Source organism: Pseudomonas sp. P1_A1 (assembly GCF_056406935.1).
This window is the reverse complement of sequence record NZ_JBFTZE010000001.1, coordinates 570,851-593,821: the sequence shown is the minus strand read 5'-3', so window position 1 is coordinate 593,821 and position 22,971 is coordinate 570,851. Positions and strand designations below refer to the sequence as shown.

At 60.0% G+C, this 22,971-nt stretch carries 23 protein-coding genes (1 of these 23 running past the window's edge); 15 read left to right on the top strand and 8 right to left on the bottom strand.

The annotated features are described in order from the left end of the window. The first annotated feature begins 63 nt into the window (after positions 1–63). From AC1D2Q_RS02645 to AC1D2Q_RS02630, 4 genes are all read left to right on the top strand, one after another. Entirely contained in the window at positions 64–300 is a 237-nt protein-coding gene (locus AC1D2Q_RS02645) for a DUF1653 domain-containing protein (protein ID WP_007933188.1), read from the top strand. 114 nt (positions 301–414) lie between these two features. Then, complete coding sequence (gene topA, locus AC1D2Q_RS02640) at positions 415–3,042, top strand: type I DNA topoisomerase (protein ID WP_477812163.1); 2,628 nt, start codon at positions 415–417, stop codon at positions 3,040–3,042. 142 nt (positions 3,043–3,184) lie between these two features. Continuing rightward, the gene (locus tag AC1D2Q_RS02635; RefSeq protein ID WP_477812162.1) at positions 3,185–3,709 is read left to right on the top strand and encodes a DUF6586 family protein; all 525 of its coding nucleotides are present in this window, start codon (positions 3,185–3,187) and stop codon (positions 3,707–3,709) included. A 141-nt stretch (positions 3,710–3,850) separates the two neighbouring features. Then, positions 3,851–4,084 (top strand): hypothetical protein, encoded by a 234-nt coding sequence (locus tag AC1D2Q_RS02630; RefSeq protein ID WP_007933173.1) that lies wholly within the window; start codon positions 3,851–3,853, stop codon positions 4,082–4,084. Between the two features lie 94 nt (positions 4,085–4,178). Here AC1D2Q_RS02630 and sulA read toward each other — a convergent pair whose 3' ends face one another. Further along, the gene (sulA, locus tag AC1D2Q_RS02625) at positions 4,179–4,652 is read right to left on the bottom strand and encodes an SOS-induced cell division inhibitor SulA (RefSeq protein ID WP_477812161.1); all 474 of its coding nucleotides are present in this window, start codon (positions 4,650–4,652) and stop codon (positions 4,179–4,181) included. Between the two features lie 10 nt (positions 4,653–4,662). Further along, positions 4,663–5,271, bottom strand: coding sequence for a transcriptional repressor LexA (lexA, locus tag AC1D2Q_RS02620; protein ID WP_477812160.1), 609 nt, complete (start codon positions 5,269–5,271; stop codon positions 4,663–4,665). A gap of 229 nt (positions 5,272–5,500) precedes the next feature. Here lexA and AC1D2Q_RS02615 point away from each other — a divergent pair, with 229 nt between their 5' ends. From AC1D2Q_RS02615 to AC1D2Q_RS02600, 4 genes are all read left to right on the top strand, one after another. Next, complete coding sequence (locus AC1D2Q_RS02615; protein WP_019648307.1) at positions 5,501–6,208, top strand: TetR/AcrR family transcriptional regulator; 708 nt, start codon at positions 5,501–5,503, stop codon at positions 6,206–6,208. 155 nt (positions 6,209–6,363) lie between these two features. Further along, positions 6,364–7,374, top strand: a complete 1,011-nt coding sequence (gene nagZ, locus AC1D2Q_RS02610) for a beta-N-acetylhexosaminidase (RefSeq protein WP_477812159.1) — start codon at positions 6,364–6,366, stop codon at positions 7,372–7,374. Positions 7,375–7,386: 12 nt separating this feature from the next. After that, the gene (locus AC1D2Q_RS02605; protein ID WP_028941162.1) at positions 7,387–8,124 is read left to right on the top strand and encodes an S-methyl-5'-thioinosine phosphorylase; all 738 of its coding nucleotides are present in this window, start codon (positions 7,387–7,389) and stop codon (positions 8,122–8,124) included. A 179-nt stretch (positions 8,125–8,303) separates the two neighbouring features. Next, complete coding sequence (locus tag AC1D2Q_RS02600) at positions 8,304–8,558, top strand: DUF1652 domain-containing protein (protein WP_477812158.1); 255 nt, start codon at positions 8,304–8,306, stop codon at positions 8,556–8,558. A gap of 48 nt (positions 8,559–8,606) precedes the next feature. Here AC1D2Q_RS02600 and AC1D2Q_RS02595 read toward each other — a convergent pair whose 3' ends face one another. Next, on the bottom strand, positions 8,607–8,963 hold the full coding sequence (locus AC1D2Q_RS02595) for a hypothetical protein (RefSeq protein WP_477812157.1): 357 nt from the start codon (positions 8,961–8,963) through the stop codon (positions 8,607–8,609). Between the two features lie 362 nt (positions 8,964–9,325). Next, positions 9,326–9,727 carry a lysozyme inhibitor LprI family protein gene (locus AC1D2Q_RS02590; RefSeq protein WP_477812156.1) on the bottom strand — a complete coding sequence of 134 codons (402 nt, stop codon included), beginning with the start codon at positions 9,725–9,727 and terminating at the stop codon, positions 9,326–9,328. A gap of 208 nt (positions 9,728–9,935) precedes the next feature. Between AC1D2Q_RS02590 and AC1D2Q_RS02585 the strand changes: the two genes are divergently transcribed. After that, the gene (locus AC1D2Q_RS02585) at positions 9,936–10,424 is read left to right on the top strand and encodes an SRPBCC family protein (protein WP_477812155.1); all 489 of its coding nucleotides are present in this window, start codon (positions 9,936–9,938) and stop codon (positions 10,422–10,424) included. A 527-nt stretch (positions 10,425–10,951) separates the two neighbouring features. Here AC1D2Q_RS02585 and AC1D2Q_RS02580 read toward each other — a convergent pair. Further along, positions 10,952–12,277, bottom strand: a complete 1,326-nt coding sequence (locus AC1D2Q_RS02580; RefSeq protein WP_477812154.1) for an aminotransferase-like domain-containing protein — start codon at positions 12,275–12,277, stop codon at positions 10,952–10,954. Between the two features lie 89 nt (positions 12,278–12,366). Between AC1D2Q_RS02580 and AC1D2Q_RS02575 the strand changes: the two genes are divergently transcribed. Together AC1D2Q_RS02575 and AC1D2Q_RS02570 are read left to right on the top strand one after the other, a co-directional pair. Then, positions 12,367–12,996: a LysE family translocator gene (locus AC1D2Q_RS02575; RefSeq protein ID WP_477812153.1), complete on the top strand. Its 630-nt coding sequence runs from the start codon at positions 12,367–12,369 to the stop codon at positions 12,994–12,996. A gap of 26 nt (positions 12,997–13,022) precedes the next feature. Continuing rightward, a complete protein-coding gene (locus AC1D2Q_RS02570) occupies positions 13,023–13,370 on the top strand; it encodes an antibiotic biosynthesis monooxygenase family protein (protein ID WP_477812152.1) in 348 nt (115 codons plus the stop codon). Positions 13,371–13,389: 19 nt separating this feature from the next. Here AC1D2Q_RS02570 and inhA read toward each other — a convergent pair whose 3' ends face one another. Then, complete coding sequence (gene inhA / locus AC1D2Q_RS02565) at positions 13,390–14,076, bottom strand: isonitrile hydratase (RefSeq protein ID WP_477812151.1); 687 nt, start codon at positions 14,074–14,076, stop codon at positions 13,390–13,392. Between the two features lie 90 nt (positions 14,077–14,166). Between inhA and AC1D2Q_RS02560 the strand changes: the two genes are divergently transcribed. Then, positions 14,167–15,159, top strand: coding sequence for a GlxA family transcriptional regulator (locus tag AC1D2Q_RS02560; protein WP_477812150.1), 993 nt, complete (start codon positions 14,167–14,169; stop codon positions 15,157–15,159). Between the two features lie 32 nt (positions 15,160–15,191). Here the strand turns inward: AC1D2Q_RS02560 and AC1D2Q_RS02555 are convergent, their stop codons facing one another. After that, positions 15,192–15,581: a hypothetical protein gene (locus AC1D2Q_RS02555; RefSeq protein ID WP_477812149.1), complete on the bottom strand. Its 390-nt coding sequence runs from the start codon at positions 15,579–15,581 to the stop codon at positions 15,192–15,194. Positions 15,582–16,268: 687 nt separating this feature from the next. On the opposite strand from AC1D2Q_RS02555, the gene AC1D2Q_RS02550 reads away from it, so the two are divergent. Further along, on the top strand, positions 16,269–16,643 hold the full coding sequence (locus AC1D2Q_RS02550; RefSeq protein WP_086945112.1) for a DUF6124 family protein: 375 nt from the start codon (positions 16,269–16,271) through the stop codon (positions 16,641–16,643). A gap of 94 nt (positions 16,644–16,737) precedes the next feature. Here AC1D2Q_RS02550 and AC1D2Q_RS02545 read toward each other — a convergent pair whose 3' ends face one another. Next, entirely contained in the window at positions 16,738–18,561 is a 1,824-nt protein-coding gene (locus tag AC1D2Q_RS02545; protein WP_477812148.1) for a glycoside hydrolase family 15 protein, read from the bottom strand. Between the two features lie 193 nt (positions 18,562–18,754). On the opposite strand from AC1D2Q_RS02545, the gene AC1D2Q_RS02540 reads away from it, so the two are divergent. Together AC1D2Q_RS02540 and AC1D2Q_RS02535 are read left to right on the top strand one after the other, a co-directional pair. After that, entirely contained in the window at positions 18,755–19,489 is a 735-nt protein-coding gene (locus AC1D2Q_RS02540; RefSeq protein ID WP_477812147.1) for a thioesterase II family protein, read from the top strand. 247 nt (positions 19,490–19,736) lie between these two features. After that, positions 19,737–22,971, top strand: partial view of a non-ribosomal peptide synthetase gene (locus AC1D2Q_RS02535; protein WP_477812146.1) — the 5' end (the start) only. Its footprint extends 9,137 nt past the window's final position; 3,235 of the gene's 12,372 nt are visible here — the first part of the coding sequence; its start codon is at positions 19,737–19,739; the stop codon falls past the right edge of the window.

Below are 22,971 nucleotides of genomic sequence, written 5' to 3'. Positions count from 1 at the left end.
GTTTTTGTTTTTCCGGATTTATTTTTGTTTTTATTTTGAAAAAATTTGAGTGAGGGCCAAAGCATGCCGATACAACCTGGGCTCTACCAACATTACAAAGGTCCGCAGTACCGCGTATTCAGTGTTGCGCGACATTCGGAGACCGAAGAAGAAGTGGTCTTCTACCAAGCCCTGTATGGCGATTACGGCTTTTGGGTACGCCCCTTGAGCATGTTCCTGGAGTCGGTCGAGGTTGACGGCGAACAGGTGCCACGCTTTGCTTTGGTGCAAGCCGAACCGAGCATTTTTCCGCAGCCATGAGGGGAGTGCGCGCAGAACCCTGCGCTTGACCTCACCTTGTAGCCACTATATATAGCGGTGCCGCGTCAGGCGCCAACCGCCTTTCACTTCTAGAATTCAGGAATTTTCTGATCCATGGGCAAATCGCTGGTCATTGTGGAATCCCCGGCTAAGGCCAAGACCATCAACAAGTATCTGGGTAACCAATACGTGGTGAAGTCGAGTATCGGCCATATCCGAGACCTGCCCACCAGCGGTTCGGCTAGCGCCAGCAAAGAGCCTGCCGCCAAGCGTGGCAAGGCCGCCGCAGGTGAAGGTCCGGTGCTCACGCCGAAAGAGAAAGCGCGCAAGCAGCTGGTCTCGCGCATGGGTGTCGATCCCGATCATGGCTGGAAAGCCAAGTACGAGATCCTCCCGGGCAAGGAAAAAGTTATCGAAGAGCTGCGCCGGCTCGCCAAAGATGCTGACACCATCTATCTCGCAACCGACTTGGATCGCGAGGGGGAAGCCATTGCCTGGCACCTGCGCGAAGCCATCGGTGGTGACGACAGCCGCTACAAGCGCGTGGTGTTCAACGAAATCACCAAAAAAGCGATCCAGGAAGCTTTCTCCCAGCCGGGCGAGCTGGACATCGATCGCGTAAACGCTCAGCAGGCGCGTCGCTTCCTCGACCGCGTGGTGGGTTACATGGTTTCGCCGCTGCTGTGGGCCAAGGTCGCCCGTGGCTTGTCCGCCGGTCGCGTGCAATCGGTTGCCGTGAAGCTGGTGGTTGAGCGTGAGCGCGAAATCCGCGCGTTCAACCCGGAAGAGTACTGGGAAGTTCACGCTGACCTCGGCACCGCCAAGGGCGCGACCGTGCGCTTCGACGTGGCTCGCGAGAAAGGCGAAGCCTTCAAGCCGCTCAACGAAGCCCAGGCCATGGCCGCGCTGGAGAAGCTCAAGGCCTCCAGCTACAGCATCGTCAAGCGCGAAGACAAACCGACCAGCAGCAAGCCGTCGGCACCGTTCATTACCTCCACCCTGCAGCAGGCTGCGAGTAATCGCCTGGGCTTCGGTGTGAAGAAAACCATGATGATGGCCCAGCGTCTGTACGAAGCCGGCTACATCACTTATATGCGTACCGACTCCACCAACCTCTCGGCCGATGCCGTGACGATGGCGCGTACATATATTGAAGGCGAATTCGGCAAGAAGTACCTGCCGGAAGCCCCGAACGTCTACAGCAGCAAAGAAGGCGCCCAAGAGGCTCACGAAGCGATTCGTCCGTCCGACGCCAATACCGAGCCAAGCAAGCTGTCGGGCATGGAGCGTGATGCCGAGCGGCTTTACGAGCTGATCTGGCGTCAGTTCCTCGCCTGCCAGATGCTGCCGGCCCAATACCTGTCGACCACGGTCACCGTCGGTGCCGGTGACTTCGAGTTGCGCGCCAAGGGCCGCATCCTGAAATTCGACGGTTACACCCGCGTCATGCCGCAAATCACCAAGCCTGGCGATGACGACGTGCTGCCGGACATGGCCCAGGGCGATGCGATGAAGCTGATCAAGCTTGATCCGACCCAGCACTTCACCAAGCCGCCGGCGCGTTATTCGGAAGCGAGCCTGGTCAAGGAGATGGAAAAACGTGGCATCGGTCGTCCTTCGACCTACGCGGCGATCATTTCGACCATCCAGGACCGCGGCTACGTGGCGCTGCACAACCGTCGTTTCTATTCGGAAAAGATGGGCGACATCGTCACCGAGCGTCTGGCCGAGAGCTTCTCCAATCTCATGGACTACGGCTTCACCGCCGGCATGGAAGAGAATCTCGATGACGTGGCCCAGGGCGAGCGCGACTGGAAAAACGTGCTCGACGAGTTCTACGGCGACTTCAAGAAGAAACTCGAAGTGGCCGAAAGCGCCGAAGGCGGCATGCGTGCCAACCAGCCGGTAATGACTGATATTCCATGTGTGGTGTGCGGTCGTCCGATGCAGATTCGTACTGCATCGACCGGCGTGTTCCTCGGTTGCTCGGGCTACAGCCTGCCGCCGAAAGAACGCTGCAAGGCCACCGTCAACCTGGTGCCGGGCGACGAAATCGCCGCGGACGACGAGGGTGAGTCGGAGTCGCTGGTTCTGCGCGGCAAGCACCGTTGCCCGATCTGCAGCACGGCGATGGACGCTTATCTGCTCGACGAGAAGCGCAAGCTGCACATCTGTGGTAACAACCCGGATTGCGCAGGCTATGAAATCGAAGAGGGCACTTACCGCATCAAGGGCTACGAGGGTCCGAGCCTGGAGTGCGACAAGTGCGGTAGCGAGATGCAGCTCAAGACCGGACGTTTCGGCAAGTTCTTCGGTTGCACCAATGCAACCTGCAAGAACACCCGCAAGCTGCTGAAAAGCGGTGATGCGGCGCCGCCGAAGATGGATCCGGTGAAGATGCCTGAGCTCAAATGCGAAAAGGTCAACGACACCTATATCCTGCGTGACGGTGCTTCCGGCCTGTTCCTGGCGGCCAGCCAGTTCCCGAAAAACCGCGAGACCCGTGCGCCATTGGTCGTCGAGATCGTGCCGCACAAGGATGAGATCGATCCGAAGTACCACTTCCTATGCGAAGCACCGAAGAAAGATCCTGACGGTCTGCCAGCAGTGATCCGTTACAGCCGCAAGACCAAAGAGCAATACGTGCAGACGGAAGTCGACGGTAAGCCGACTGGCTGGAAAGCGTATTACGATGGTGGCAAGTGGACGGTTGAAGACAAGCGTCCAGCAGCCAAGGCTTAAAAGCCGCTGCACATAAAAAGGCCGCATGACAACCCTCGGGTTTTCATGCGGCCTTTTTGTTTTGGGCTTGCGGTGAGCTTGGGTGATCCATGACACTGTCAGACCTGCGTGAAGCAATTATTTCGTTGTGGAGGCTGCCGTCATGGCCCACGAACTCTATACCCGTACCAACCAGAAAATTTATTTCGCCGGCTTGTCGCTGGAAGCGCTCGCCAAGGCCGAAGAGGGGCGGGCGATGAACTCCCTGGCGCTGATTCAAGCCGGGCGCGAATCGGCGTTGTTTCACCTGTACGGAGCGCTGTTGGGGCTGTGCCATGAAATCGCCGGTTTCTATCGCTTGCCTCAGGCCAACGCGCCGCGGGCAGAGATGCTGCTGACCCGCGAAGTGCTCGAAACCATCGCTATTCCGGAAATGGCCGAGATGGTCGAGTTGGCGCAAAACCCTGAAACCTGGCTGGCCAAGCTGCTGTCGGCTTATGCCGCACTGTTTCAACCGCCTCGTGCTCCACACAAGCCCAAGGGGGATGTGACGCAGCCGCTTATTCTGGCCGTCAACCTTGACGAAGAAGAGGCGCCTGAAGAGCTTAGCCGGGAAGAACTGGAGAACTGGCGCCAGAATCTGAAAAGCTTGGCGATCCGGTTTCGCGACGGGCTGAACGAGTGCTGAAAGATTGAGTGCTCGGCGAATGGTCCGCTCAAGGAAGCGTGATGTCAGAAATTTCTCTTCGTGATGGCATCTGGTCAAGATCCTGAGCGAAGCTTGGCCGATGCCTATATAATCCCTGCCTTTCGTGGAGAACAGTCCTTTATGCCAACGTCCTTTCTAGAAATTGTCGAGTTACCAGACGGCCGAATCGAGCTGCGTAGGGCCGAGGACGAGGGTTCTCTGGTTACTTTGGATTTCTCCGAGGATGCCAAGGCTTTCCTGCAAGGCCAGCACGTGGAAGTCGCCAAGGCGATGTTGAGCGTCGGTGTTCAGATGGCAGGACGCCTGGTTGAAGGCGAATTTGATAAGGAAGAGGGGCCACGGGTTCTTCATTGATCCCGCCCGTCGGATTTTGCGGATACCTCTACAGACCGGCTTCTCTATCCTTGGAGAAGCCCCGCGCTGTTCAGTGCAAACAGTGTTTTGTCAGTTAACCCAGTCGAATATTCAGACTTTGCGCATCCCCGGTACGGGCGGCGCTGATCAGCTGTTGCCGCGACGATGTGCTCAACGGGTTTAGCCAGCTGACGACCGTATGGCTGCGGCCAAGTCGCAAAGCTTCACAGGTCAGCTGCTGAGCGCTCTGTGTGCCGCGTGGTTGCAGCAGCAGAATGCGTTCACGGTTCAGGCCGGCGTCCCGCAACCAGGCCTGGGTCAGGCTGGCGGGCGGGGCGATCAGAGTCAGCCAGCGAGCGTCCTGATCCTGACTCAGCTCTCTGAGGATTGGTGCCAGAAGGTTCAGGCAGTTCCCGGCCGCGCCACGCAATGACAGCTCGCTGAAAACTTCGGGCTCGGCGCTCCAGGGCGCCTCGACCACGTCTTTCAGGATCGGCGCCAGCGGCTGCGCCATGAACGCCTCGAACAACGGCAGTTGGGCTTGCTGTGAGGTGTGTGGGAACTGCATAAAGCCTCCTTTAGCGGCGAATCACGCCGACGCTCAAGCCTTCGATCACCAGTTCCTGATCTTTCAGGTTGACTTCGATAGGGGCGAATTCAGGGTTTTCGGCAATCAGCCAGACTTTGCTGCCGTCGCGCTTGAAGCGCTTGACGGTCACTTCGTCGCCAATCCGCGCCACCACGATCTGACCGTTACGGGCTTCGCGGGTGGTATGGACGGCCAGCAGGTCGCCGTCGAAAATGCCGACGTCCTTCATGCTCATGCCATGGACCCGCAACAGATAGTCAGCGCGAGGGTGGAAGAACGAAGGGTTGATGTTGCAGGATTCTTCGATGTGCTGCTGGGCGAGGATCGGCGAGCCTGCTGCCACTCGGCCGATGATCGGCAGGGTAGACTCGTCGGCCTTGGCTTCGAAGCCGGGGATGCGAATGCCGCGGGAGGCGCCCGGGGTCATCTCGATCGCGCCCTTGCGGGCCAGGGCCTTGAGGTGTTCTTCCGCTGCGTTGGGCGACTTGAAGCCCAGTTCCTGAGCGATTTCCGCGCGGGTTGGCGGGTAGCCGTTGTCTTCGAGGCAGCGTTTGATGAAGGCCAGAATCTCTGCTTGGCGTGGCGTCAGCTTTAGCATATTGATCGCTCTGTCTTTTTATACAGTGACTGGGATTATATACAGTGAACCGGTCTTGGCAATGCCCCTTTTTTTGCCGGCCGCTGGACGGTCATTCAGCTCGCCGATTGAAGCGCCAGTGTTGTATGGTTAAATAGCTGACCGACCATTCCCAAAACGAACCGCCAGACTTGACAAGGCCTGGGCTGAAACGTATGTTTCAAACAAGTGTTTGTCAGGCGGAGTAGCCATGGCCCAGTCGGAAACCGTTGAACGCATTCTCGATGCTGCCGAGCAATTGTTCGCGGAAAAAGGTTTCGCTGAAACCTCGTTGCGTCTGATCACCAGCAAGGCCGGTGTCAATCTGGCGGCGGTGAACTATCACTTCGGATCGAAGAAGGCGCTGATTCAAGCGGTCTTCTCGCGTTTTCTCGGGCCGTTCTGCCTCAGTCTCGATAAAGAGCTGGAGCGCCGTCAGGCCAAACCCGAGAACAAACCGACCCTGGAAGAATTGCTGGAGATCCTCGTCGAGCAAGCCTTGGTGGTGCAACCACGCAGCGGCAACGACCTGTCCATCTTCATGCGTTTGCTGGGGCTGGCTTTCAGTCAGAGCCAAGGGCACTTGCGTCGTTACCTGGAAGACATGTACGGCAAGGTTTTCCGCCGCTACATGCTGCTGGTCAACGAAGCCGCCCCACGCATTCCACCCATCGAACTGTTCTGGCGCGTGCACTTCATGCTAGGGGCCGCGGCATTCAGCATGTCCGGGATCAAGGCCCTGCGCGCGATTGCCGAGACCGATTTCGGCGTCAACACTTCCATCGAGCAAGTGATGCGTCTGATGGTGCCATTCCTGGCTGCGGGCATGCGTGCCGAAACCGGCGTCACCGACACCGCCATGGCTACCGCACAGTTGCGTCCACGCAGCAAATCGACCCCGGTGGCCGCCAAGGTTTAACCGCACACGGGTGGGCGCGGCAGCTGACATCCGCTAAGCTAGCCGCCCATGCCGACTCTCGTTTTGAACCCCCTCATTGATATCGCCGACCTGCCGGGCTCAGCCCATGGCGGCGAATTCGTGCGAGCCGGGTTTACCGTAATCAAGGAATTTCCATGACTGCTGGCCTGCAAGGCTCGTTGATGGTGGACGTCGCCGGTACCTGGCTGACGTCTGAAGATCGCCAATTGTTGCGCCAGCCCGAAGTGGGCGGCCTGATCATTTTTGCCCGTAATATCGAACATCCGCGTCAGGTGCGTGAGTTGAGCGCCGCGATCCGCGCCATTCGTCCCGATCTGCTGCTGGCGGTGGATCAGGAGGGCGGTCGGGTTCAGCGGCTGCGTCAGGGCTTCGTGCGACTACCCGCCATGCGCGCTATCGCCGACAATCCGAATGCCGAATACCTGGCCGAACAGTGCGGCTGGATCATGGCGACCGAAGTGCTCGCGGTCGGTCTCGACCTGAGCTTTGCTCCGGTGCTGGACCTGGACTACCAACGCAGTGCCGTTGTCGGCACCCGTTCGTTCGAAGGTGATCCCGAGCGCGCAGCCTTGCTTGCCGGTGCATTCATCCGCGGCATGAACAGCGCCGGAATGGCCGCCACCGGCAAGCATTTCCCCGGTCATGGCTGGGCCGAGGCCGATTCCCACGTTGCGATTCCCAACGACGAGCGCAGCCTCGAAGAGATCCGCGCCAACGACCTGGTGCCATTCACGCGATTGAGCAAGCAATTGGCCGCCGTCATGCCGGCCCACGTTATTTATCCACAAGTCGATTCCCAGCCTGCCGGTTTCTCCCGTCGCTGGTTGCAGGACATCCTGCGCGGCGAGCTGCAGTTCGATGGCGTGATCTTCAGTGACGACCTGTCGATGGCCGGTGCGCACGTGGTGGGCGATGCCGCCAGTCGCATCGAAGCGGCATTGACCGCCGGTTGCGACATGGGCCTGGTGTGCAACGACCGCGCGGCTGCCGAGTTGGCATTGAGTGCCGCCCAGCGGTTGAAGGTCAAGCCTTCGGCGCGTATCGCGCGGATGCGTGGGCAGGCGTACGCCAGCACTGAATACCGTCAAGACCCGCGCTGGCTGACGGCCGTCGGTGCGCTCAAAGAAGCTCAATTGATTGATTAAGGATTTTTCGTTATGACGGTTTACGCGATTATCGGTGGCACCGGCCTGACTCAACTCGAAGGCTTGAGCATTCGTCAGTCATTGGCGGTGGACACCCCTTACGGTGCGCCTTCGGCCGAGGTGCAGATCGGTGAGTACGCCGGCAAGGAAGTGCTGTTTCTCGCACGTCACGGCCACCCACACCGCTTCCCGCCGCATCAGGTGAACTACCGCGCCAATCTGTGGGCCTTGAAGCAGGCCGGTGCCGAGGCGATTCTCGCGGTCAACGCCGTGGGCGGGATTCATGCCGCGATGGGCACCGGGCATTTCTGCGTGCCGCATCAATTGATCGACTACACCAGCGGTCGCGAACACACCTATTTCGCCGATGACCTGGAACACGTGACACACATCGACTTCAGCTATCCCTACAGCGAACCCCTGCGCCAGCAATTGATCGCGGCGTTGGCGGCTGAAGGCGTCGGCTATAGCAGTCATGGCGTGTACGCCTGCACTCAAGGGCCACGTCTGGAAACAGTTGCTGAAATCGCGAAGCTGGAACGTGACGGTTGTGACATCGTCGGCATGACCGGTATGCCAGAAGCCGCATTGGCGCGTGAACTGGAACTGGACTATGCCTGTCTGGCGCTGGTGGTAAACCCGGCGGCGGGCAAATCGACGGCGGTCATTACCATGGCCGAGATTGAACAGGCACTGCATGATGGCATGGGCAAAGTGAAGTCGACGTTGGCGCGGGTATTGAAAGGTTAAGCTCGACACTCCCCAGTTTCAGTCATTATCGGATCGTGAAAACAAGCGCCAGCCCGATGAGACGACGAGCAACCTGTCACAGCCTTGAGACACCCGCTATTGAGGATTAGAATTTTCAAGCTAAAGGGTGAAATGACGGAGCATTTGCCCGGCATACATCTGGCGCGAGGGAGGTAGCGATGTTCCTATCACCCCTGGAAATCAAAAACATCATCGAGCAAAGTTTTCTGCCCGCCGTGTGCACCTGCAGCATGGAGGCGGACCAGTCCCTGACGATTCGGGTCTGCGATTGCATGACCGGCAAAGTGGATCTGGTGGCCACTCACATTCCAGTGTGGACACTGGACAGCCCCTATGCAATTGCTTCGCTGGTGGCTGATATGCGGTTGGAAATCGAGGCTCACAAAGGCGTTCACCCGACGTTCTACAGCTGAACCGATGTCACGCCGCACCCGTCGGTGGTGCGGCGTGCGTCTGTCGTGTCAGGACGGGATTTTTCGGGAAATCTCATCGAACGTGTCGCTGTCTGCAGCTGCCAGCAACCTTCTTCCATCCTTGAGTGTGGCCAGAAAGGTTACCTCGGTTTCCTTGCCTGCCAACATGAAACCGGCAATCGCGCCGATCGGCCCCAGCAACATGGCACCCGCCACACCGAAGCCGATGACATCCTTGATGTTGTTGATCGAATCCTCGTTGGCCACTTCTACGCTATTGAACAATGAGAGCGGGAGGGTGATGCCGGGCCACGGGTGAAGCGACGTCCTGAGCGTGAAAACGCCGTCTGTGTACTCTCCATCACCCTGCAGAAAGTCCCCCGCCAGGACCGTTATGCTTGCCATGTTCTTACCCTCTGACTGGCAATCGGTGAACCCTCATTTCGCGCCTGCACTGGAGCATCGTCAATTGCCGGGCGATGAAGTGTTCCGGCCGGGGGCATCTATGCTTGTCTCACACTGCAACAGGTGTCGCGATATTAGACGCGGGCGATCTTGTTCAGACGCGCCCATAAGCCAGTTATTTAAAGTAATTGGTTGATTTTTATAGTGCTCGTTAAGCTGGTACGCGGCGCCTGAAAGGTCGCCTTCGCGGGCAAACCTCGCTGCTACTCTGGATTTTTGGTGAACACACAATTTGTGTGGCGCCGAAGACTCATGGAGGAGCGAGGCTTACCCGCGAAGACGCCCTCAAGAACGCCGCAGCATCAAGCCTCAGGCACCGGGCAACTCAAATCCCCTTCCTTGCACTTCAAGTAAGTCTTGAGCGCTTCGACCCGCGCCTTGGTCAGCGCCGTGGTGCAGTTGCTGTAGATCAGCGGATAGACACTGCCACCTTCCACCCCGGACGCCGAGAACTTGCACTCGGCATCGCGAAACGCAATCCACGAGCGCTGAGCACCGACCAACAGCTTTTTGGCGTCAGGGCTGTCCTTCAAGCGCGTGGTGATCTGCTGGTAAAGCGCATTCAGCTCCTTGTCGGCCGCCTTGTTCTGCTGCGCCGCGCACTGATTCATCGTTGCCTGGTCGGTGGCATTGTCGCAGTCGACGGCATGTGCAAGTGGGGTGAATAGCAGTGGCGTCAGTGCCAGGAGAAACCGTGGGGGCATGGTGGGCTCGCAGTGGTGATGAAAATTGAGCTGCAGTGTAGCGAAGATGGAGGTTTCAGCTTGTAACGAGGCACTTTCAAACCAGAACTTATGGCCAAAATCGAGGCCGAATATTTCAGGTACGGTTGATTGCATCAGCCGTTTGATACAACTTTTAGGTTGGTCTTCTGGTCTTTACGGGCCTACTGTTCAATACAGGAGGTGACTTATGAACCCGGCATCAGATCGCATCGAAAGGAAGATCCTGCTCAAGGCGCCGCGCTCGCGGGTCTGGCGCATGCTGGCCAATGCCGAAATGTTCGGACAATGGTTCGGCGTGGCACTCGAAGGCAAGCGCTTTGTCGCCGGCGAGTGGACCCAGGGGCAGATTACGTACCCTGGTTATGAGCACTTGTTGTGGAATGTCCTGGTGGAGCGAGTCGAGCCGGAGCGGGTGTTCTCGTTTCGCTGGCACCCGTATGCGGTGGAGCCGGAAGTCGATTACTCCCAGGAGCCCACCACGCTGGTGAAATTCGAACTCCAGGACATGGACGAAGGTACGTTGTTGACGGTCGTCGAGTCCGGTTTCGATCACGTTCCCCAGTCGCGCAGGCTCAAGGCGTTCCGCATGGACAGCCGTGGCTGGGATGAGCAGATGAACAACATCGAACAGTTTCTGGCAGACAACGCCAAGGCCCACGATCTTCAGGGAGGTTGATGGCTGCAGGCCGCGAAATTCGCGGCTTCGGCCCATGATGGTTGATACGTCTAAGGGTTCTCGGAAGGGGGGCTATGGCGAATGTCTTACACGCGGTAGTAGCTATATCGTCTATTGCTGATTGGATCCGAAGCGTAATCTAGCCCCATCAACTGAAGCACAGGAAGTGCTCCAGGGTCACGGATGATCGACCATAGCAAGGATCGCTGCCGACAGGGAGTCGATATGGTCTTGGGAAAAACCCRCTTCGGCGGGTTTTTTTTCGTCTGCAGAAAAACTGCAACCGATCTCCCGGACCCGTAGGGCTGTTTTTAGGCGCTGAATGGTCAATGGCTTACACGCAGCCGCTGTTATGTCGTCTTTTGAAGCTTCATCGATGTGTTTAATCTGGATCCATCAACTGAACACAGGACGTGTTCAGGATCACGGATGATCGACCATACGCCAGGATGGCTACCGACAGGATGTCGCAATGGTCTTGAGAAACCCGCTTAGGCGGGTTTTTTTATGGGTGTCAGAAAAGTCCGTCAGATGTCCACGGCTTCACGCAGAGTCTCCAGGGCGCGCTTCAACGCGTCGAGGCTGATCGATCCCATGGCTACCCGCAGTGCAGGAGGCACGTGAGTGGTCGTGGCAAAGGGATCGGCGCTGGTCACCTGCACGCCTTTACGTTCCAGCTCGGCAACCACCGTTTCGGCCCGCAAGCCTTCGGGCAATCTGAGCCAGAGGTAGTAGGAAGCGGGATGCGCCACCAGTTCGCAGTTTTTCAGGATTTGCCGAGCCAGGTCCTGTCGCTGCCGGGCGTCCAGGCGCTTTTGCTCTTCGAGGTTGTCGACTTCGCCGCTATCGATCCAGCGGCAGGCCAGCGCGACGGTCAGCGACGGGGTGCTCCATGTCGACACGCGGATGGCTTGCTCCAGCGCCGGCATCATCGCTTTCGGTGCAACGATGAAACCGATGCGCAGGCCCGAGGCAACGCTTTTCGACAAGCCGCTGATGTACAGCGTGCGCTGTGGGGCCAAGGTAAACAGCGGTTTGGGCGCCGGTTCTGCGAGGAAGGCATAGGCGCCGTCTTCGATGATCAGAAAGTCATAGCGTTCGGCCAATTGCACCAGGCGTTCACGGTCGGCGATGGACATCACCGTCCCCAACGGATTGTGCATCGTCGGCATGCTGTAGAACGCCCGCACGGGGCGCCGCTTGCACAGCGCTTCCAGGGCGTCGAGGTCGGTGTGCCCGGCGATTTGCGGGAGGGCTTCGAGGTCCAGCCGATGGGCCTGGGCCAGGGTTTTCAGGCCGGGGTAGGTGAGGGCGTCGAGGGCCAGAATATCTCCCGGCTTGAGCAGTGCCATCAGCGTCACGGCAAGACCTTGCTGGGCGCCGTTGACGATCAGCACCTGATCGCCCCCCACCCGAATGTTCCGATTGCGTAAATGCCGGGCCGCCGTCTGCCGTTCATGCGGCCGCCCGCCCTGAGGCGCGGAATGCAATAGCGCATCGATATCCCCGGAGGCGGCGATCGCTCGCAAACCCTCGCGCAATAACTCGTCCTGACCGGGTACCGACGGGTAATTGAAGGTCAGGTCCACCATGCCGGCGCCCAGTGGTTGCTGTTCCAGCCCTAGTCCGCGTGGCAAGGACGTGTCGCGCACAAAGGTGCCTCGGCCGGTTTCGCCGACCACCAGGCCGATCGCTTCCAGCTCGTGATAGACCCGCAATGCCGTGGCCAGGGCAATCCGTTCGCTCTGCATCAACGCGCGAATGGTCGGCAATTGCGTGGCGGGTGGCAGTTCACCGCTGCGAATCTTCCCGGCGAACTGATCCATCAGGCGTTTGTAGCGAATGCGGGTCATGGGTGAGCGCTCTTTGTATCTGGATCAATTTTTTGTTTGTATCAGATTGGCGCTCTAATCTACAGGCTTTCCAGGACGGAGACTTCGCTGTGATTGRCCCTGCGACCTTATCGATTTTCGTCGGCGCGGTGATGCTGTTGCTGCTGTCACCCGGACCGAACATGGCCTTCGTAATCAGCCATGGTGCCAGTTATGGCTGGCGCGGCGGTGTGGCGTCGGGATTGGGCATTGGCCTGGCCGATCTGATCCTGACGGCGCTGACCGCGATGGGCGTTACGGCATTGGTTGCCAGCTGGCCGCCGGCCTTCGACCTGATCCGTTATGCCGGCGTCCTGTACCTGCTGTGGCTGGCGTTCAAGGCGCTGCAAAAACCATCGGCCAGCGGCACGTCGGATGTTGCGCAGGTGCCGCTCAAGACCCTGCTGATCCGGGCGATGCTCAATAGCCTGCTGAACCCCAAGGCCTTGCTGTTTTTCATGGTGTTCCTGCCGCAATTCGTTAACGCGCAACGAGGCTCGATTGCCGTACAGCTGGTGTTGCTGGGCATGGTGCTGACCCTGGTCAGTGGCGTGTTTCACACCCTGCTCGGGGTTTTCGGCAGCTCGGTCAGCCGGCGTATTTCCAGTACGTCGACATTCGCCAAATGGCAGTCATTGGGGCTGGCCGCGGTATTGCTGTTGCTCGCCGTCCGGCTGGCCCTGATGACTCGTCCGGCCTGACTCATTCGCTGAAAAGGAATCTCTGCATGTACATCGCATCGTTTATCTACAAACCCGGGCAACGGGACGAGGAGTTCAACCGGTTGAGCACGTTGATCGACGAAGTCGCGATCAGCATCGAAGGGTTCGTCGGCACCCAATCCTGGTGCTCGGCCGATGGCGAACTGGTCAACGCCAGTTACTACTGGCAGGACGAAGCCTCTGTCCGGGAATTCGCCAGCCACCCCAGGCACCTGGAGGCCAAGCGTCAGTACCGCAAGTGGTATGTGGGTTATCAAGTGGTGATCGCTAAAGTGGAGCGGGCTTATGGCGATGACTCGTTCGAGCTGTTTGTGCCGAATGGCCAGCGTGAGCGACTGGCTGCGGGGGGATAGCCCCCCGCGGCCATTTCTTTCACTGGAGGTTGAGTTTCGCCGCCGCACGTTCGGTGATTTCCGTACGTAATTTCAACGACCCGGCAGCACGTTTACGGGCTTCTTCCAGCACGCTGGCTGGCGCCGTCTCGGGGCTGCCCGAAGCAAACGGCGGTGCCGGGGCGTATTCCAGCTGCAATTGCACCAGCTGCGCGGTGTCTTTATCGAACAATTCCGCGGCCAGGGTCAGGGCAAAATCGATCCCCGCGGTGATCCCGCCACCGGTCAGCAGATTGCCGTCGCGCACCACCCGATCCTTCACCGGGATCGCCCCCAACCGCCCGAGCAACTCGTGATACGCCCAGTGAGTGGTGGCGCGCTTGCCCTTGAGCAGCCCCGCCGCGCCAAGCACCAGGGCACCGGTGCAGACCGAGGTGACATACCGCGCCGTGGCGGCCTGAGTCTTGATGAAGGCCAGGGTTTGTTCATCCTCCATCAATGGGCCGACGCCGCCACCTCCGGGAATGCAGATCACATCCAGCGGCGGGCAATCGTCGAAGGTGATGGTCGGTTTCAACACCAGCCCGGTACTTGCGGTGACGGGCACCAGGTCCTTCCAGATCAGGTGCACCTTCACGTCCGGCAGCGAGGCCAGCACGTCATAAGGGCCGGTCAGGTCCAGTTGTTGAACCTGTGGAAACAACAGTAAACCGATCTGCAACGTCATGGCGTTTTTCTCCTGATTGGGGTGGACGGCTTCACTGTAGGCTCGTAGGATTTGGCGAATACGCCAATAACCCCACGAATTACGCCAATCATGCCGAACCACCCGAAAACCATTCATGTGCTGGCCTTCGCCAACGTGCAAGTGCTCGATGTCACCGGGCCGTTGCAGGTATTTGCCTCGGCCAACGACATTGCCCGCCAGCAAGGTCTGCCGCCGCCCTATGCGCCGTCAGTGATTGCCATCGGTGGCGGGGCGGTGATGTCGTCGGCGGGGTTGGCACTGTTGGCAGAGCCGCTGCCGGATCGGGGCAGCGACACCTTGATCATTGCCGGTGGCTGGGGCGTTTACGCGGCGGCACAGGACGCGTCGCTGGTGGCGTGGGTGCGTGAGCATGCGCGAGATTGCCGGCGGGTGTCGTCGGTGTGCACCGGGGCGTTTTTGCTGGCGGCCAGCGGCTGGCTTGATGGTCGACGGGTGGTGACGCACTGGACCCGTTGCGAGCAATTGGCGCAGCAGCATCCCAAACTGCAGGTCGAACCCAACCCGATCTTCATCAACGACGGTCCGGTCTGGACCTCGGCCGGGGTTACCGCGGGTATTGACCTGGCGCTGGCCATGGTCGAACAGGACCTCGGCCGAACCATGGCCCTGGACGTCGCCCGGCAATTGGTGGTGTTTCTCAAGCGGCCGGGGGGCCAGTCGCAGTTCAGCGTGACCCTGTCTTTGCAGAAAGAAGGCAACCGATTCGACGAGCTTCACGCCTGGATCAGCGAAAACCTCACCAAAGACCTCGGCATTCCGACCTTGGCCTTGCAGGCCGGCATGAGCGAGCGCAGCTTCGTGCGCCACTACCGCGCCGACACTGGCCAGACCCCGGCGCGGGCCATTGAACTGATTCGGGTCGAGACCGCGCGACGACTGCTCAGCGACACCGGCGTACCGATCAAACGGGTCGCGGTGCAATGCGGGTTTGGCAGCGAAGAGACCCTGCGCCGCAGTTTTCTGCGGGCCATGGGTGTAACACCGCAAGCCTATCGCGAGCGGTTTTCCGTCAGCCCTTCAGCAGATCCAGTGATACATTGAGGGTCGCTTCGGGCGCTCTGAGGCCCTGTTTCTCAGGCTTCCACGTCCGCCACCTGGTTGAAATACTTCGACCGATCCGGCGTAAACGTCACCACCATTTTGGTCCGGGAACAGGTCAACGCCCTTTCTGCGCTCAGATCAATGTCCAGATCTTCCCCGCGCAACCCCTGCCATTGGGCGAGGTATTTGAGGGATCCGTATTTTTCGAGTTTCTTCAGGCTGCGGCTGACGCCACCTTTCCAGCCCAGCACCGGGAGTTCGCCGGTGAGGCATTGGTGGGCGAGGTCGGGGAAGCGGGCGGCGCGCTGACGACCGATTTCCCAGCATTTGATCAGGCCTTTGTCGGGGCCTTCCCACAATTCAGTCCGGTTCAGGCCTGATCGGAGTGGGACGTTGATGCTGCGATGGATGCGCTGGCTCATTCTGGTTCCTTGAATTCGGGTTTTGTTGGACAGCTCCGCTGTGCCCGTTGAGCGTGGATGGTAGGGATGGATGTAGGTGCTGGCAACAAGGTATTTCCGGATGTAGGAATCAGTTACTAGGTGTTGATTGGGCTGGTTTGTTTAGTGAATGTAGGCGATTGGCCTACGCAATCCTGTGGCGAGGGGGCTTGCCCCCGTTCGGCTGCGTAGCAGTCGCTAAGCCAGTAAATACGGTGCTTCTGGAGGAATGTGGTTGCAGATTTCAGGGCCGCTGCGCGCCCCAGCGGGAGCAAGCTCCCTCGCCACAGGAGGTCAGCCCTGTCAGGCAGAGTGTGTTTAAGTTCATCGCGGGTAGGTCTTGATCCTACAAAAAGTGTCGTAAAAGTGGATATTTCTGACGAGTTTTGACGGTTGTTGGTTAGGAAAGGGAGCCGATAGGCTTTGGGGGTCGTTGCAAATTCAGCGACCGGGCGTCGCAGTCCGTTCAGTTCATTTGGTGCATAATCGCCGCCGCCCAACCAACGCTCCTTCGGAGTGTGTCGTTTGGTCTTATGGTGGCTGTGCGCGGGATACCTTCGGGTATGCCGGGTTTCCAAATGACTCGGTCTGCGACCCCGCGTACAGCTGCCTCCCTCCATCGCGTCGCAGCGATCAGTGGCAGCTCAACTTCTCATTTGGAGTGTCACCATGTTCAAAGCCACACCGAATCCCCCAGAAACCGACGACGTTTCGCCCTATGAATCCCTCGATTCGAAAAAACTCCACGACGCCGCCGAACGCGCGCTCGACCACTACCTCAAACCCACCCCGAAAAAAACCGAAGGTCGTAAGCCAAGCAGGATGTTTCTAGTTGCGCCGGATATGGATAACGAAAGTCTGCTGGCCCATGTCTGCGAATCACTGGCCTCGGCCAGCGTCATGACCAGCGACATTGCCGCGTATGTCGACGCCCCACAGCGGCATACGCTCCTGGCGATCCAGCAAGTCATCATGCTGGCCGAGCTGGCGGTGAACCGGGTGCTGGATAACGTCGACGTACCGAAGCCTGCGCCACACAGCTGATCCCTCGTCATCGCGAGCAAGCTCACTCCCATGTTGGAATCGAACCCGGCTCCGTGTAGGAGCGAGGCTTGCCCGCGAAGCAGTCACCTCAGTCTCAAGGCTGCCAGAAGTTCTTCTCCCCACTCAACTTCCGATCCAGAAAGCTCGCCGCGCTGATCAGCGCCAGATGCGTCAATGCTTGCGGAGTGTTGCCCAGGTGTCGGGCATGGCTGTCGAACTCTTCGGCGTACAACCCCAACGGGTTGGCGTACCGCAGCAATTGCTCGAACTCCAGGTGCGCCTTTTCTACCTGACCGGCGCGGGCCAGGCATTCGACATACCAGAACGAGCAGGCGGCGAAGGCGCCTTCGGTGCCGGGCAGGCCGTCGATCTGGCTGTCGTCGTTGCGGTAGCGGTAGACCATGCCGGCGCGAACCAGGGTTTTCTCGATAGCTTTGAGGGTCGAGATCCAGCGCGGATCCTTGGCGCTGACGAAGCGCACCAGCGGCATCAGCAGCATCGAACCATCGAGGCCGGTGCCGCCGATGTGCTGGACGAAATGCCCGCGTTCTTCGTTCCAGAAGTTGCTCCAGATGTCGGCGTAGATCGCTTGACGGGTCTGGTCCCAACGGGCGAACGGGGCAGGCAGCGAGCGTTTGGAGGCCAGCCGGATGGCCCGATCCAGCGCCACCCAGCACATCAGTCGCGAGTGCAGGAAATCATACTGCTCGCCGCGCATTTCCCAGATGCCAACGTCCTTTTGTTGCCAGGTTTCGCAGACCTGATCGACCACTTCCACGGTGTGTTTCCAGCCTTCATGGGAAATCGCTTCACCGTACTTGTTGACCAGATACACCGCGTCCATCAGCTCGCCGAAGATGTCGAGCTGGATTTGTTCGTACGCCTGATTGCCGATGCGCACCGGCGTCGCGCCGCCATGGCCGGACAAGTGCGAAAGTTCGGTTTCCGGCAGTTCCTGGCGGCCATCGATAGCGTAGAGAATATTGAGTTTCATCGGTTTACCACGGCAATCACTGACCCTGCCGCGCAGCCAGCGCATGTAGGCGTTGGCTTCCTCGACGAAGCCCAGGCGCATGAAGGCGTAGACGGTGAACGAGGCGTCGCGGATCCAGGTGTAGCGGTAGTCCCAGTTGCGTGTGCCGCCGGGTGTTTCCGGCAGGCCGAAGGTGGCGGCGGCGAGGATGGCGCCGTGTTTGCGCGAGGTCAGCAGCTTCAGCGCCAGGGCCGAGCGATTGACCATTTCCCGCCAGCGCCCGCGGTAATTGGACTGGCCGATCCAGTCGCGCCAGAACTTCAGGGTGCGCTCCAGGCACAGATCGGCGGCGCCTTCCTTGAAGCGCGGATCGTCAACGCCGCCGAGCAAAAACTCGGCGCTCTGGCCCTGTTCGAGGGTGAATTCGGCAATCGCTGCATTGCCTTCGACACGCAAGGGCTGATCCGCACACAGCTGCATGGGCGGCTGACCGGTGGCCTCGAAATACACACTGCGACCGCGTGCCCGGGCCTTGGTATGGGCCCGCGCATAGTCATGACGCAGGTTGCACAACATCTGAATCGTCGCTTGACCGCTGACCACGCGCACCCGGCGCATCAACATCGGCCAATCATCCTCGCTGTCGCCGATGGGCAGCAGATCGGTGACCTCGACCACCGCATGATCACTGAGCCAGCGGGTTTGCAAGACGTTGGTGTCGGGCAGATATATCTGCTCGCGGCGGGCGTCGGGCAGGTCCGGAGCCAGTTGGAAAATGCCGGCTTCGGGGCTGTCCAGCAGTGAACAGAAAATCGACGGGCTATCGAATTCCGGCCAGCAGAAAAAGTCCACGCTGCCCTTGTCGTTGACCAACGCGGCGCTGCGCATGTCGCCAATGATGCCGTGGGCGTCGATCGCGCTTTGTCGTTCGGAAGGATCAACCATTGCCGTGGAACTCCGGGGAGTGAAGGTCTAACCAGCTGACTGGTTTAAGCCGCAGAGAGTTCATTTGGCGACGAACCGGCGTTCACACTCAACCAATAATTCGACGCTTTCTCCCAGGCGGGATTTATCGGCGCCGACTAATTTGCGCCGCTTGCGGGTCGTCTTCCCCTACAGACGACTTTTCGAGGTAAACGTGGTGACCAAGCTGACCCTGCTGTGCCTGCCGTATTCTGGCGCCAGTGCCATGGTCTACAGCCGCTGGCGGCGCAAGTTGCCGCAGTGGTTGCAGTTGCAACCGGTGGAACTGCCGGGACGGGGCGCACGGTTTGGCGAACCGCTGCACACCGACATGCGCGCGCTGGCGATGCAATTGGCCAGGGAATTGCGTTCGACGCTCAAGGCGCCTTACGCCCTGTTTGGTCATAGCCTGGGCGCCTTGCTCGCGTGCGAACTGGCCCACGCCTTTCGTGCGTTGGGTTGCCCGGAACCGGTGGCGCTGTTTGCCTCCGGAACGGCGGCGCCAACGATGCGCGCCGACTACGATCGGGGCTTTGCCGAGCCGAAAACCGATGCGCAGTTGATCGAGCAGCTACGCACGCTCAATGGCACCAGCGAAGAGGTGCTGGCCAATGAAGAGCTGATGAGCCTGACACTGCCGATTCTGCGCGCGGACTTTCTGCTTTGCGGACGTTTTCAGCCGGTACAGCGGCCATTGCTCAAGTGCCCGGTGCATGTGCTGGGTGGCAAGGCCGACAAAGCCACCACCGAACAGTTGATTGGCTGGAGCAGGGAAACCCGTGGCAGCTTTTCGGTGGACATGCTGGCTGGTGGGCACTTCTTCATTCATGAGCACGAAGCCAAGGTGCTGCGGGTGATCAAGAATCAGCTGGAGGTTCACCATCGGCGGCATGCCTTGGTTGTCGCATAACCTCGGAAAGATCGCAGTCGCCCGTAGCTGCCGCAGGCTGCGATCTTTTGGCGGCATTGAAGGTGCTACAAAAGCAAGATCAAAAGATCGTCCGAACGCGGCCCGAGCCTTCGGCAGCTCCTACGCTGACCGTGTTTCCCCTCCCTTCCTGATACTTGTTCTCAAACGCTAATTTTTCCGGTCTGCATTCGTTTCATAGGGACGACGTGCCTTTGTGCTTCCTGCCTACTGATCCGGATGCTAAGAAATGAATGCTGAAGACTCCTTGAAACTTGCTCGCCGGTTTATCGGGTTGCCCCTGGAAAAGCGCCAGATGTTCCTTGCGGCTTTGCACAAGGAGGGCGTGGACTTCGCCCGTTTTCCGATTCCGCAAGGGGTCGAGGCCGAGGACCGGCAAGCGCTGTCCTATGCCCAGCAGCGCATGTGGTTCCTCTGGCAACTGGACCCGCACAGCGGCGCCTACAACTTGCCGGGCGCAGTGCGCCTGACCGGGCAACTGAACCTGCCGGCCCTGGAGCAAGCGTTCACCAGCCTGGTGGCGCGTCATGAAACCCTGCGCACGGTGTTCCAGCGCCAGGCCGACGAGTCCCTGCAACAGGCACCTGCCAGTGCGCCGTTGGTGATCGAGCAGGTCGATTTCAGCGCGCTGCCAACCCTTGAGCGCGAACAGGCCGTGGCCGAGGCCGCCCAACAGCAATCGTTGCTGCCGTTCGACCTTGCCGTCGGGCCGCTGCTGCGGGTCAAGCTGCTCAAGCTCGCCGAGCAGGAGCACGTGCTGCTGCTGACTCTGCACCACATCGTGTCCGATGGCTGGTCGATGAACGTGTTGATCGACGAGTTCATCCGCTGCTACGACGCCCATGATGCCGGCGCGCAACCGCAGCTCGCGCCGTTGCCGATTCAATACAGCGACTATGCCTTGTGGCAACGCCGCTGGCTGGAAGCCGGGGAGCAGGCGCGGCAGCTGGAATACTGGCAAGCCCAATTGGGCTTCGAGCATCCGGTGCTGGAGCTGCCCACCGATCATCCGCGCCCGGCGATGCCCAGCTATCGCGGCACGCGTTATGAGTTCGGCGTCGACGGCCCACTGGCCGAGCAACTGCGAGCCACCGCGCAGAAGCACAACATCACCTTGTTCATGCTGTTGCTTGGCGCGTTCAACGCGTTGCTGCACCGTTACACCGGGCAGACCGACATCCGCGTCGGCGTGCCGATCGCCAACCGCAATCGCGGCGAAATCGAAGGCCTGATCGGTTTCTTCGTCAACACCCAAGTGCTGCGCACCCGGCTCGATGGCCAGACCCGCGTGGCGGATTTGCTCAGTGACATCAAGGAAGCCGCCCTCGGCGCCCAGGCCCATCAGGACTTGCCATTCGAGCGGCTGGTGGAAGCGTTGAAGCTGGAGCGCAGCCTCAGCCACACGCCGTTGTTCCAGGTGATGTACAACCATCAGCCGCAGGTGGCGGACATTTCCACGGTGACCACCGCCTCGGGCCTGGAACTGGGCGTGATCGAATGGGAAGGGCGCACCACCCAGTTCGACCTGACCCTGGACACCTATGAAAAGGCCGGCACACTGCACGCCGCGCTGACCTACGCCAATGACCTGTTCGAGGCGCCGACCATCGCCCGCATGGCACGACACTGGACCCATTTGCTGCACGGCATGGTCAACGACAGCCAGCAGCGCATCAGCGATTTGCCGCTGCTTGAAGCCGAGGAATACCAGCGCATCGTCCATGACTGGAACCGCGCTGACCCAGGTTTCGCCGATGATCTGTGCATTCATGAGTTGATCGCCAGACAGGTCGCGGCCATGCCGGACGCGTTGGCGGTGACCTTCGCGGCCAAACAACTGACTTACGGCGAACTCGACAGTCGCGCCAACCAACTCGCCCACAAGCTGATCGAGTTGGGCGTGGGCCCGGAAGTCCGCGTCGGCGTGGCGATGCAGCGTTCCGACAGCCTGCTGGTGGCGTTGCTGGCAGTGCTCAAGGCCGGCGGCGCCTACGTGCCGCTGGACCCGGATTACCCGGCTGACCGCGTGGCCTACATGCTCGAAGACAGTCACGCCTTGGTGCTACTGACCGAGCAGGCTGTTGCGGCAACATTGAACGTGATGGCGGGCACCCAAGTGCTGTTGATGGACAACGCCGAATCGTGGCTGGCGGATTATCCGCGCAGCGCTCCGGTCACTAGCGTCACGCCGGATAACCTCGCTTATGTGATCTACACCTCTGGCTCCACCGGCAAGCCCAAAGGCGTGGCCATCGCCCATCGCAACGTGCTGGCGCTGATCGACTGGTCGCAATCGGTGTACAGCCGCGACGACATTCAAGGTGTGCTGGCCTCGACCTCGGTGTGCTTCGACCTGTCGGTGTGGGAGCTGTTTGTCACCCTGGCCAACGGCGGCTCGCTGATCATCGCCCGCAATGCCCTGGAGCTGCCGCAACTGCCGGCCCGGGATCAGGTGCGTCTGATAAACACTGTGCCCTCGGCGATCAATGCGTTGCAGCGCGACGGACAGATCCCGCCGAGCGTGCGCACCATCAACCTCGCCGGTGAGCCGCTGAAGCAAAGCCTGGTGGAGGCGCTGTATCAGCAGCCGACTATCGAGCACGTCTACGACCTCTACGGCCCGTCGGAAGACACCACCTATTCCACCTGGACCCGTCGCCAGTCCGGCGGCAGCGCCAACATCGGCCGGTCGCTCAAACACACCGCCAGCTATTTGCTCGACGCCGATTTGCAACCGGTGCCGCAGGGCGTATCGGCTGAGCTGTACCTGGCCGGCGCGGGCATCACCCGGGGTTACCTGGCGCGACCGGGCATGACTGCCGAGAAGTACGTGCCGAACCCGTTCGCCAGCAACGGCGAGCGCCTGTATCGCACGGGCGATTTGACCCGTTATCAGGTTGACGGTGCATTGCAATACGTCGGTCGCATCGACCATCAGGTCAAGGTTCGTGGTTTCCGCATCGAGCTGGGTGAGATCGAAGCGCGGCTGTTGCAGCAGGACGCGGTACGCGAACTGGCGGTGCTGGCTCAGGATGGCGCCAGTGGTCAGCAACTGGTCGCCTACATCGTGCCGACCGATGCCGCGGTGTTGGCGGACGATGCCGATGCTCAAGCGAGCCTGCGCGAAACCCTGAAAGCCGCGCTGCGCCGACATTTGCCGGACTACATGGTCCCGGCGTATCTGCTGTTCCTCGAACAATTGCCGTTGACCCCCAACGGCAAGCTCGACCGCAAGGCCTTGCCTGCGGTCGACGGCACCCAGCAACAACGTGAACACGTGGCGCCGCGCACGGCGCTGGAAAAGTCGCTGGCGGCGATCTGGCAAGACATCCTGGCCATCGACAACGTCGGCCTGGAAGACAACTTCTTCGAGCTGGGCGGCGACTCCATTGTGTCGATGCAAGTGGTCAGCCGCGCGCGTCAGGCGGGCATCCTGTTGAGCCCCAAAGACCTGTTCCAGTACC

What these genes read in the sequence shown, in the direction of transcription:
- AC1D2Q_RS02645 (WP_007933188.1), top strand. Translation starts at nt 64, where the DNA reads ATGCCGATACAACCTGGGCTCTACCAACATTACAAAGGTCCGCAGTAC.
- topA (WP_477812163.1), top strand. Translation starts at nt 415, where the DNA reads ATGGGCAAATCGCTGGTCATTGTGGAATCCCCGGCTAAGGCCAAGACC.
- AC1D2Q_RS02635 (WP_477812162.1), top strand. Translation starts at nt 3,185, where the DNA reads ATGGCCCACGAACTCTATACCCGTACCAACCAGAAAATTTATTTCGCC.
- AC1D2Q_RS02630 (WP_007933173.1), top strand. Translation starts at nt 3,851, where the DNA reads ATGCCAACGTCCTTTCTAGAAATTGTCGAGTTACCAGACGGCCGAATC.
- sulA (WP_477812161.1), bottom strand. Translation starts at nt 4,652, where the DNA reads ATGCAGTTCCCACACACCTCACAGCAAGCCCAACTGCCGTTGTTCGAG.
- lexA (WP_477812160.1), bottom strand. Translation starts at nt 5,271, where the DNA reads ATGCTAAAGCTGACGCCACGCCAAGCAGAGATTCTGGCCTTCATCAAA.
- AC1D2Q_RS02615 (WP_019648307.1), top strand. Translation starts at nt 5,501, where the DNA reads ATGGCCCAGTCGGAAACCGTTGAACGCATTCTCGATGCTGCCGAGCAA.
- nagZ (WP_477812159.1), top strand. Translation starts at nt 6,364, where the DNA reads ATGACTGCTGGCCTGCAAGGCTCGTTGATGGTGGACGTCGCCGGTACC.
- AC1D2Q_RS02605 (WP_028941162.1), top strand. Translation starts at nt 7,387, where the DNA reads ATGACGGTTTACGCGATTATCGGTGGCACCGGCCTGACTCAACTCGAA.
- AC1D2Q_RS02600 (WP_477812158.1), top strand. Translation starts at nt 8,304, where the DNA reads ATGTTCCTATCACCCCTGGAAATCAAAAACATCATCGAGCAAAGTTTT.
- AC1D2Q_RS02595 (WP_477812157.1), bottom strand. Translation starts at nt 8,963, where the DNA reads ATGGCAAGCATAACGGTCCTGGCGGGGGACTTTCTGCAGGGTGATGGA.
- AC1D2Q_RS02590 (WP_477812156.1), bottom strand. Translation starts at nt 9,727, where the DNA reads ATGCCCCCACGGTTTCTCCTGGCACTGACGCCACTGCTATTCACCCCA.
- AC1D2Q_RS02585 (WP_477812155.1), top strand. Translation starts at nt 9,936, where the DNA reads ATGAACCCGGCATCAGATCGCATCGAAAGGAAGATCCTGCTCAAGGCG.
- AC1D2Q_RS02580 (WP_477812154.1), bottom strand. Translation starts at nt 12,277, where the DNA reads ATGACCCGCATTCGCTACAAACGCCTGATGGATCAGTTCGCCGGGAAG.
- AC1D2Q_RS02570 (WP_477812152.1), top strand. Translation starts at nt 13,023, where the DNA reads ATGTACATCGCATCGTTTATCTACAAACCCGGGCAACGGGACGAGGAG.
- inhA (WP_477812151.1), bottom strand. Translation starts at nt 14,076, where the DNA reads ATGACGTTGCAGATCGGTTTACTGTTGTTTCCACAGGTTCAACAACTG.
- AC1D2Q_RS02560 (WP_477812150.1), top strand. Translation starts at nt 14,167, where the DNA reads ATGCCGAACCACCCGAAAACCATTCATGTGCTGGCCTTCGCCAACGTG.
- AC1D2Q_RS02555 (WP_477812149.1), bottom strand. Translation starts at nt 15,581, where the DNA reads ATGAGCCAGCGCATCCATCGCAGCATCAACGTCCCACTCCGATCAGGC.
- AC1D2Q_RS02550 (WP_086945112.1), top strand. Translation starts at nt 16,269, where the DNA reads ATGTTCAAAGCCACACCGAATCCCCCAGAAACCGACGACGTTTCGCCC.
- AC1D2Q_RS02545 (WP_477812148.1), bottom strand. Translation starts at nt 18,561, where the DNA reads ATGGTTGATCCTTCCGAACGACAAAGCGCGATCGACGCCCACGGCATC.